Here is a 9,675-nt window from a genome sequence, read left to right as displayed (position 1 = left end):
CGCAAGTTCTTCCCCTCTCCATAAGGTCTATGTATACTGTAGCGCACTTGTAGCTAGGATAAGGGTGTGTCCCTTTCCTTCAAGTACAAAACTTGAGCAACAAACCATTATCTTAGCTGCATCAAAAAACATGGCCGCCCGTTCACTAAATAAATACATAGAACGACCAAAGCAAAAACAATAAGGCCTCAAATAAAAACTTAGAGTTAGGAAGTAAATATGAGTTCATTACCTAAAGCAGGTGACTTTTTAGGGCATCCTAAAGGGTTATTCCTGTTGTTCGGCACAGAAATGTGGGAACGATTCGGTTATTACGGCATGCGCGCCATCTTAGTTTTATACTTAGTAGCGCTTGTACAAGAAGGTGGTTTTGGTTGGTCAAATGCAGACGCATTAAGCCTTTATGGTACCTTCACAATGGCTGTATACATCACCCCACTATTCGGTGGTTGGTTAGCCGATAACGTATTAGGACAACGTAAAGCAATTATCCTTGGTGGTTTATTGATGGCTGCAGGCCATTTCACTATGGGTATCCCACACAGCTACTTAGCTGGCCAAGAAGAAAACGTATTCTATATTGGTTTAACACTTCTTTGTATTGGTAACGGTTTATTCAAGCCAAACATCTCAACTATGGTAGGTGATCTATACAAAGAAGGTGATCAACGTCGTGATGGCGCGTTCACTATCTTCTACATGGGGATCAACCTAGGTGGTGCATTAGGTCCTCTAGTTGCGGGTTATGCTGCAGCTGCAATGGGCTGGCAATGGGGCTTTATCGTAGCCGGTGTTGGTATGGTGTTATCTGTACTTTTACAGCTTGCATTAAGCAACAAATACTTAGGCGATATCGGTGTTGTGCCTTCTGCTAAGCTTTCTCAAGCACAGTCTGAATCAAACACTAAAGAGCCACTAACTAAAGTAGAAACTGACCGTATTAAAGTTATCTTTACTATGAGTGTATTCAGCATCATCTTCTGGATGGGCTTTGAACAAGCGGGTGGTTTAATGAACCTTTTCGCTAACGATTACACAGACCGTATGTTACTTGGTTTTGAAGTACCAGCTTCTTGGTTCCAATCTTTAAACTCAATTTTCATCATTGTTTTTGCACCTTTAGTTGCCATTATTTGGTTAAAGCTTGATAAACGTGAACCAAATTCACCGGTTAAGTTTGCTATTGCACTTATCTTCTTAGCACTTGGTTTCATCACTATGATCCTAGCGCTAATGACACAAGGTCAAGGTGAGCACCTACAAATTAGCATGATGTGGTTAGTTTTATTCTACTTATTCCACACGCTAGGTGAGTTATGTTTATCTCCAATTGGTTTATCTATGGTGAGTAAACTTGCACCTCTACGTTTAGCTTCAATGCTTATGGGTATTTGGTTCCTATGTACAGCGGTTGCAAACAAGATTGCAGGTTTCGTAGGTTCTTTCCTAGGTGAAGGTGAAGAAGCGTTAGACAACGCGATGGGTATCTTCATTGGTTTAGGCGCAACAGCGGTTCTTTCTGCTGTGATCATGTACTTACTAAGTGACAAGCTAGTCGCTTGGATGCATGGTGCTGAAGGTCAACACGAGCCACAAACTACTGAGCACATCCTAGCTGAAGAGCTAGAAGTGACAGCTGAAAAGCAATAATTTTTATTCCCCGTAGCGCCCGCTGCGGGGAATTTCTCTCTCCCCTATTCCCTCTGCGTCCTTAAAACTGATACTATATTCTGATATTAATTTGGTTTGCAAAGGAACTGAGTAAGTGCGCTCTAACACTCAACTACTGGTCATTATTCTGACCAGCTTATTACTAACAGCATGCGGTGGCGATAAAACAAAAAAAGAAGTCGCAACAGCTCCTGATCAGTCTGGTTTGATTATTACTGTCGAAAATGGCGTATCAGCTGAATTCGCACAAGGCGATGTCACACTTAATGCAATAAGTAACACAGTCACAACAGACACTACATTTACTTACACTGAGACGAGCGCCTCAAGCACGGATATAGAGCAAGGTATTGTCTCGAGTATTCATACCTTTCGCCCCAATAACCTGATATTTGCTGAGCCATTAAGTTTAGCGATTAAGTTACCAGATGAACAAACCAACCTTGCCTTTAGCATAGTGCAGTTAGTTGATGAGCAATGGCAAACTCTCAGTACTGAACAAAGCGATGATGGATTTGCTGTCAGTGATATTACAGAATTTGGTAGTTTTGCTTTAATGTCTCGCACCGTTCCTGCAGCCAGTAAAACCATTGGCGAGCAATGTAATGACACAGCCAGTAACCAAACGGTACGCTTTATTCATGTTGCAGATTTACACGCGCGCTTTGGCTTTAAAGAGCAGTTATTCAGCCGTATTCGCAGTTACTACGACAAGGCTAAACTTGAAAACCCTAATACTTTATTCACCAATGGCGGTGACGATTATGAAAAAGGCACCGTAGCTGAACAAACATCACAAGGGTTAGCCACAGTCGAAGCAATAAAAGCCATGGCTTTTGACGTACGTGTGATTGGTAATCACGACTACGCATGGGGACCTGAGCAACTACTAGACTTTGCCGATGACGATAATGCCATCGTGCTTTCAAGTAACACCGAATATGATGGTAGCGATGATACGCCGTTTGCCGGTGTCGATTTTTCTGTTGTCCAAGTAGGTTGCCTTCGTATTGGCTTTTTTGGCATGACTTCAGTGCCTTGGAATGAACTTGATGAACCAGTTGAAGACGAGCCAATTCCTGATTTTATCGCTAACTTTAAAATGAATTGGCAGTGGCAAGACGTGGCAGAGCAGATTGTAAACCAATACCGTCAAGATGTTGATTACATGGTCATGGTCAGTCACTTAGGTGAAGGCACTGACACCCGCATTGCACAAAATGTGGCGGGAATTGATTTAGTGCTTGGTGGGCATACTCATGGCGGTGAAAGTTATCAAACCTTAGATAACGGCAGCATTGTTATTCAGCCAAACTTTTTTGCACAAGGTCTGACCGATCTTACCTTAACCTTTAACCTTGAAGACAAAACACTTGCGGATGTTGATTACAAAACCATCGCAACCACCAGCATTACGACCCAAGATGAAAGCACTAAAAACGCCATCGATGAAATCATGGGTCGCTATGCCCCAGATGCAAACACCGAAATTGCCGTTTCAGAAAATTACCCTACTGCAGAAGAGCTCACCACGATTACAGCCAAAGCAACTATTCAGCAGTTCCCTGCTATTGATGCCGCCTTACTTGATGCAAGCCAAGTACAAGATCGTTGGCTACCGGGTACATTAACCCAAGAAGATTTTCATGCCGCGTTTAAGGTTGAACGCCAACCATCGAATACCCCGGGCTTTAATTCAATTTATCAAGTTGAGGTGACAGGCAGCCAGTTGAAAAGCATGCTCGAAAGCCAGCCAGAATGGGTCTCGGTTGTGCCAGATAACATTGATGATGCAAGCACTTACCTCGTTGCCCTATTTAAAGGCCCAGCGCTAAATAGCGAATTATTCTTCCCTGCTCTGCCAAACTTAGAAGCACAATTGGTCGCTGAAAGTTGGTGGCTACTTGATAACTACGCGCGAGCACGCACCAGCCAATGTTTATATATCGATACCGATAACATGCTTAATGCGTGTAAAGCAGATGATGCGGTCACAGTATGGAATTTTAACAACTCTGAGCAAGGCTTTAGCAGTGACTTTGGCCCTGCAACACTCAGCTTTTATGACCCTGAAGACAAAAATTGGGGGCCAGAAGATAGCCAATTTGCCACTACCAGTGAGCTTGAAATTGCTGATTTACCGACGGGTGCCTCAGGCGTGCTCGCCTTTGCTCGCCATAGCCCAACGCAAGGCTTAACCTTAACGGCTAATAGTGCCGCAAACGGTGATTACCAAACAGAAGGCCTTATCGCTGATTACACCTTAGTGATGGATATTATGTGGCCAGAACAAAGCACCAATGAGTGGCGTTCATTATTACAAACCGATATTACTAATAGTGATGACGCAGACCTTTACGTTAGCCGAGATAACGCCATCGGTATTGCCACCAGTGACAGTGGTTACTTTGGCGAGCTTACAGCAAACAGCTGGCACCGTATTGCTTTTGTGTTTTATGCTGCTCCAAACAACGGGGCACTAAAAATTTATCTTGATGGCGAGCTGATTGGTATTAAAGATGAAGGTGAAATCAATGAGCGCTGGGCAATCAACGATGCGGCCTTACTTTTAACCGATAATGACTACGAAACTAAGCCGGGTTACTTAAACGCCTTGTTATTTGCTGGTCGTGCAATGACAGATGCCGAGATTGCTAATATGGGTGCTGCACAGCAGCAACTTAATTTTACGCAATCAACCCGTACCTTAAACCAAGTGGTTGAGCGCCATTATCAAGCTGCGCCACAAATTATGAATAACCCTTGGTTACAACAACGCAGCAAGTTTTTTAACAAAGCGCGCCAAACCGTAAACTAAACTATACAATAAACTTAATGAAAAAGGCCATTTCAGGCCTTTTTTATTGCCTGACAAATACTTAAATTTACCTTTAAATACATATAGATAGCCACAAAATAGAATAGTAGGCATTAGTCAACCTAGTGGCTTACTCATTGCCTTTGAAACTGCAATTGCTGAAATTAAAATCATTGTCCCATTTAATTTACAAAAGGGGCTTTGGCTAAATAGTGCGGGGATCTTCCCCTTATTGAGATTCTGGTTAATCATCCGCTCATTACAGAACAATAATTCTTTTTTAGCGCAGTGCTTATAATTGCGGGAGTAATGACAATGAGCGAAGTAAATAATCCGTTAGGCCTAGTGGGCATTGAATTCACTGAATACGCAACACCAGATGCAGATTACATGGACAAAGTGTTTACTGATTTTGGCTTTTCAAAGCTAAAAAAATTCAAAGGTAAAGACATTGTTTATTATAACCAGCATGACATTCATTTCTTACTAAACAATGAGCGTGATGGTTTCTCTGCTGAATTCGCTAAAAGCCACGGTCCAGCGATCTGTTCTATGGGTTGGCGTGTAGAGAATGCACAAAAAGCATTCGAAGTTGCTGTTGAGCGCGGTGCAAAACCTGCCACAGATTCAACACACAAAGATTTACCTTACCCAGCTATCTACGGTATCGGCGACAGCTTAATCTATTTCATTGAGCAATTTGGCGACAAAGGTTCTATCTATGAGTCAGATTTTGAAGATTTAAACGAGCAAAACATTGTTGAAGACAAAGGCTTCATCCGTATCGACCATTTAACCAATAACGTTTATAAAGGCACGATGGAAACATGGGCTAACTTCTATAAAGACGTATTTGGTTTTACTGAAGTTCGTTACTTCGACATTAAAGGTCAAAAAACAGCGTTATTATCTTACGCACTTAAATCTCCGTGCGGTACTTTCTCGATTCCAATCAACGAAGGGAAAGATAACAACAATAACCAAATCGATGAGTACTTAAATGAGTACAATGGTCCGGGTGTACAGCACTTAGCATTCCTAACGAATGACCTAGTAAGCTCACTTGATAAGCTTGACCAATCAACGATTGCGACGCTTGATATCATCCCTGAGTACTACGACACTATTTTTGACCGTGTGCCTTGGGTTAAAGAAGATAAAGAGAAGATCCGTAAGCATCAGATCCTAGTAGATAGCCAAAGCGAAAATTGTTACCTACTACAAATCTTCTCGAAGAACCTATTCGGCCCTATCTTTATCGAAATGATCCAACGTGTAGATGACGGCGGTTTCGGTGAAGGTAACTTCCAAGCGCTTTTCGAATCAATCGAACGTGATCAAGAGCGTCGTGGTGTAATCTAAATCATCATAATGAATAAAAAGCAGCGTTATTCACACGCTGCTTTTTGTCGTTTTAAATTCTGTTTTAAACTAACTGTTTAAATTGCGTTGATTGCCTCCATATAGATAACTAATAAATCAGCGCGAACAAATAAGGAAAGAGTATGAGCCTAATTAACGAAACCCACGATATTAATCTAAAAAGCTGGGTTGCATCTGCTAACGAAGCGAACTGTGACTTCCCAATTCAAAACCTTCCTTTTGCAGAAGTACGTCGTAAAAATTCAGACGAAGCGTTCCGTGGCGCTGTCGCAATTGGTGACCAAGTTATCGATTTAGCGAAAGTAAACGAACTTGGTTTATTCTCTGGTGATGCACAGGTTGCAGTTAAAGCAGCAAGCCAAGCTACATTAAATGAATTTATGGGTCTTGGTCAGCAGTATTGGTCTGCACTTCGTCTTGCCCTATCAAAAGCACTTCGTGAAGGTGCGAGTGAGCAAGCACAATTAAGCGAAGCGCTTATCGCTCAAGCAGACATCGAATTTGCGCTACCGTGCCGTATTGGTGATTACACTGACTTTTATACTTCTATTTACCACGCAACAGCGGTAGGTAGTCTATTCCGCCCTGATAACCCACTTCTACCTAACTACAAATGGGTACCAATTGGTTATCACGGCCGTTCTTCGTCAATTGATGTTTCAGGTCAAACGTTCCACCGCCCTAACGGTCAAACTAAAGCACCAGATGCAGAAGTACCATCATTCGGCCCTTGTAAACGTCTAGACTACGAACTTGAGTTAGGTATCTACCTTGGTAAAGGTAATGAATTAGGCGATGCGATTGCCATTGAAAATGCTGAAAACCACGTATTTGGTTTCTGTGTATTTAATGACTGGTCTGCGCGTGATTTACAAGCATGGGAATACCAGCCTCTTGGTCCATTCCTTGCGAAGAACTTCGCTTCGACTGTATCTCCTTGGATTGTTACCACAGAAGCACTGGCACCATTTAGAACAAGCTGGACACGTGACGAAAACGATCCTCAACCAATGGACTATTTAGAGTCAGCTCATAACCGTGAGTTTGGTGCATTCGATATCAAAATGGATGTACAAATCGAAACTGAAAAGATGCGTGCAGCTGGCGAAGCACCAACACAAGTATCTAAATCAAGCTTCAAGCACTCTTACTGGACCGTTGCGCAAATGGTGACTCACCACACAGTAAATGGCTGTAACTTTCAACCAGGCGACATGTTAGGTTCAGGTACGCAATCAGGTCCTGAGCACGAAGAAGCTGGTTCATTATTAGAACTATCACGCGGTGGTAAAGAAAAGATCACCCTAGCTAATGGCGAACAACGTGCTTTCTTAGAAGATGGCGACAACGTAATCATGCGTGGTTGGTGTGAAAAAGACGGTTTTGCACGTATTGGTTTTGGTTCAGTCGAAGGTACAGTACTACCTGCAAAATAAAAATAACTAGCTATTTTTATTTCCAGAACAACGATTAAGGGCATTTTTTGCCCTTTTTTTTGCATTTTTTTCAGTTGAGTTACAATTTTTTGCTGGCTTTTTTAAATCAGATTGCTATCTTAGCTCGGTTATTAGTCAAATTTTGTACGCCATGTTAGTTAAACTTAAGTCTTTTTATCGCACGTTTTTTCCAGCTCGTCAGCTGTTGATCCGTCAAAATGGCGAGGTAAAACACTTAGTATTAGCCCCTTGGGTGCAATTAACGACTTTACTAGTCATTTTAACTGCTATTGTTTGGTTAAGCATTTCGACACTACAAATCATTTCTCAAGCTGACAAGATCACCAGCATTGAACAAACCCAGCTTACCAAACAGCAAGAATGGCAAAAACAGCATTATCAGCAACAAGCTGTCTATGAAAAACAGCTCGAGCAATTAGCCGTACTTGAACAAAAACAAGCGCTATTGCAAAGCATGATCGAGTCATTACCAGAATCAATGAACAAACCGGCACTGCCAACCGACGCAGAGCCATTGCTTTTACCTGTTCAGGAGCACGCTGAAGAGTTTCACGCACCTTTAGAAGATGAACAGCAACCAAAGCAAGTTAAACGCTTTGAAAGCATTTCTGAGCGCCTAGCTCGCCTTGATGCAGCTTATAACAACAGCTTTGTTGTATTAGATGAGCAAATTAAACTTCGCCACCAAGAAATTGTTGCTATGTTAGAGGGCGCAGGCCTTGATAGTAGCCTTGCCAATGGTTCGGTATTAGAAGGTACAGATACCGCACAGGGTGGTCCATTAGACTTATTCGACGAATCAAAAATCCCTCTTGAGTTTTTAGCAATTGCCGACAAATTGCTTGCATTAAATAACCTCGAAAACTTACTGAGCGAATTACCACAAACACTTCCTGCTGCCGATTACTACATTTCAAGTAGTTATGGTCTACGAAAAGATCCAATGAATGGCCGCCGCGCTTTTCACAAAGGCGTTGATTTAGCAGGTTGGCATAAAACCGAAATTTTTGCTCCCGCTGACGGCACCGTTTTACGTGCTGGTCGTAATGGCGGTTATGGCAACTTTATCGAACTACAACACAAAAATGGCTTCGTTACTCGCTTCGGTCACCTTAATAAAATTAAGGTTAAAAAAGGCCAAACAGTGACTAAAGACGATGTCATCGGCTTAATGGGTAGTACTGGCCGTAGTACCAGCACTCACCTACATTACGAAGTTTTAGTGAATGGCAAACATGTCAACCCGGTTAAAATAACAAAGGCGCTTTCTCGTGTTCGGTAAAAAAAAACAATCAGCAGCTAGCTCGTCTGGCTCATCTTTAAAAAGAACCAACCACACTCCTTCAATTATTTCTGAAGACGTTCGTTTAACTGGCGGCCTCAGCAGCCAAGGTGAAGTTCAGCTTGACGGTCGCATCGAAGGCGATTTACGTGTTAAACATTTAGTAATTGGTCACACTGGCATGATTGAAGGTGTTATTGAAGCTGACAGTGTCATCGTCAAAGGTAAAATTATTGGTTCGCTTATTGCCAATAAAGTGACAATTGAAAGCACTGCAGAAGTTCATGGCGATGTATTTCATGACACCCTGAGCATCGAAGCCGGCGCAATCATTGAAGGCAGCTTAAAACATCGTAATGAAGAAAATAATGTGGCGCCTATTAAGCCTGAAGAACAAAACAGCTCTTCAATACTGGCTGATGATGACAACGACCTGTCGTTTGTAAACAAACAAGCCGCTGATAAGTCTTAACGTTTTTTAGCGGTTACATACATTGTAATATCCGCGGTGAAAACGAGTTCATCGCGGCTATTATAAACCTTCACGGGTACTAGCAAGTCTTGCTTTTCTAACCACTCACTCGGCACTTCTATCTGGGCCACAGCACGCATGTCTGTGTCAATTTTCGCTAAATAATTCACTGTCATGCCTTTTGGGATCCAGCGATGTGTTTTTGCCGGCACAGTTGCATCAACCATCAAGCCAGCGCATAGCTCAGCAACATTACATTGTGCAATTGCATGGATGGTACCAATGTGATTATGGATTGCTCGGCGATTTTTAACAGTTGCGCTGCAATGCCCAGCAGTTAAATTTGTGATCAATGGCTTTATTGAACCAAAGTAAGGAGCTTTAAAGCACACGGCTTTACTAAACAACCAGTTACCCTTTGGCAGTGATTGGCATTTAGTCCAAATTTTTAATAATGATGATTGTGAGCTCACGACGTTTATCCATTATTTTTATGATGTGAGATAAAAAGCTAACACATCAGACCAGATAGCGAAATGGAAAATTTTTGTAAGCAGTTTTGATGATTACACATTTCGCTAAGTGAATGCTT

Annotated in this window: 7 protein-coding genes; 6 read left to right on the top strand and 1 reads right to left on the bottom strand. The window is 42.1% G+C overall.

Features of this window, described 5'->3' with window-relative positions; genetic code table 11:
- Positions 1-219: 219 nt before the first annotated feature.
- The 6 genes from EXT43_RS10950 (at position 220) to EXT43_RS10925 (ending at position 9,083) form a co-directional block, all read left to right on the top strand.
- Positions 220-1,650, top strand: coding sequence for a peptide MFS transporter (locus tag EXT43_RS10950; RefSeq protein WP_063527708.1), 1,431 nt, complete (start codon positions 220-222; stop codon positions 1,648-1,650).
- Positions 1,651-1,765: 115 nt separating this feature from the next.
- Complete coding sequence (locus tag EXT43_RS10945) at positions 1,766-4,489, top strand: metallophosphoesterase (protein WP_130166976.1); 2,724 nt, start codon at positions 1,766-1,768, stop codon at positions 4,487-4,489.
- Between the two features lie 315 nt (positions 4,490-4,804).
- Positions 4,805-5,851, top strand: a complete 1,047-nt coding sequence (hppD, locus tag EXT43_RS10940; protein WP_130166975.1) for a 4-hydroxyphenylpyruvate dioxygenase — start codon at positions 4,805-4,807, stop codon at positions 5,849-5,851.
- A gap of 143 nt (positions 5,852-5,994) precedes the next feature.
- Entirely contained in the window at positions 5,995-7,308 is a 1,314-nt protein-coding gene (gene fahA / locus EXT43_RS10935; protein ID WP_062564258.1) for a fumarylacetoacetase, read from the top strand.
- A 151-nt stretch (positions 7,309-7,459) separates the two neighbouring features.
- Complete coding sequence (locus tag EXT43_RS10930; protein ID WP_130166974.1) at positions 7,460-8,611, top strand: M23 family metallopeptidase; 1,152 nt, start codon at positions 7,460-7,462, stop codon at positions 8,609-8,611.
- Entirely contained in the window at positions 8,601-9,083 is a 483-nt protein-coding gene (locus EXT43_RS10925) for a polymer-forming cytoskeletal protein (protein WP_130166973.1), read from the top strand. Before EXT43_RS10930 ends, EXT43_RS10925 begins: the two co-directional genes overlap by 11 nt.
- On the opposite strand, the gene EXT43_RS10920 is transcribed toward EXT43_RS10925, so the two are convergent.
- Positions 9,080-9,556 (bottom strand): hotdog fold domain-containing protein, encoded by a 477-nt coding sequence (locus tag EXT43_RS10920; protein ID WP_130166972.1) that lies wholly within the window; start codon positions 9,554-9,556, stop codon positions 9,080-9,082. The genes EXT43_RS10925 and EXT43_RS10920 overlap by 4 nt on opposite strands.
- Between the last annotated feature and the right edge of the window lie 119 nt (positions 9,557-9,675).

This window comes from Pseudoalteromonas sp. CO109Y, assembly GCF_004208935.1.
GTDB lineage: Bacteria > Pseudomonadota > Gammaproteobacteria > Enterobacterales > Alteromonadaceae > Pseudoalteromonas > Pseudoalteromonas shioyasakiensis.
This window is presented reverse-complemented; position numbering and strand designations above follow the sequence as displayed.